Below are 384 nucleotides of genomic sequence, written 5' to 3'. Positions count from 1 at the left end.
TGCATTTTTGTGTACGGGAGTATCACCCTGTACCCTGCGACTTTCCAGACGCTTCCACTAACACACATGCTGATTCAGGTTCTGGGCTCCTCCCCGTTCGCTCGCCGCTACTGGGGGAATCTCGGTTGATTTCTTTTCCTCGGGGTACTTAGATGTTTCAGTTCCCCCGGTTCGCCTCATGCCACTATGTATTCATGACATGATAGTGCAACGGATTGCACTGGGTTTCCCCATTCGGGTATCGCCGGTTATAACGGTTCATATCACCTTACCGGCGCTTATCGCAGATTAGCACGCCCTTCATCGCCTCTGACTGCCAGGGCATCCACCGTGTACGCTTAGTCGCTTAACCTCACAACCCGAAGATGTTTCACTTCTGATTGC

At 52.1% G+C, this 384-nt stretch carries 1 rRNA gene; it reads right to left on the bottom strand.

The window, feature by feature from the left end:
- Positions 1 to 352, bottom strand: a 23S ribosomal RNA gene (locus tag ACQUTD_RS21600); the annotation flags it as partial.
- Positions 353 to 384 lie beyond the last annotated feature (32 nt).

Source organism: Enterobacter sp. K510 (assembly GCF_055804875.1).
Note: the sequence above shows the minus strand (reverse complement) of the source record. Positions and strands in the feature narration are given on the sequence as shown.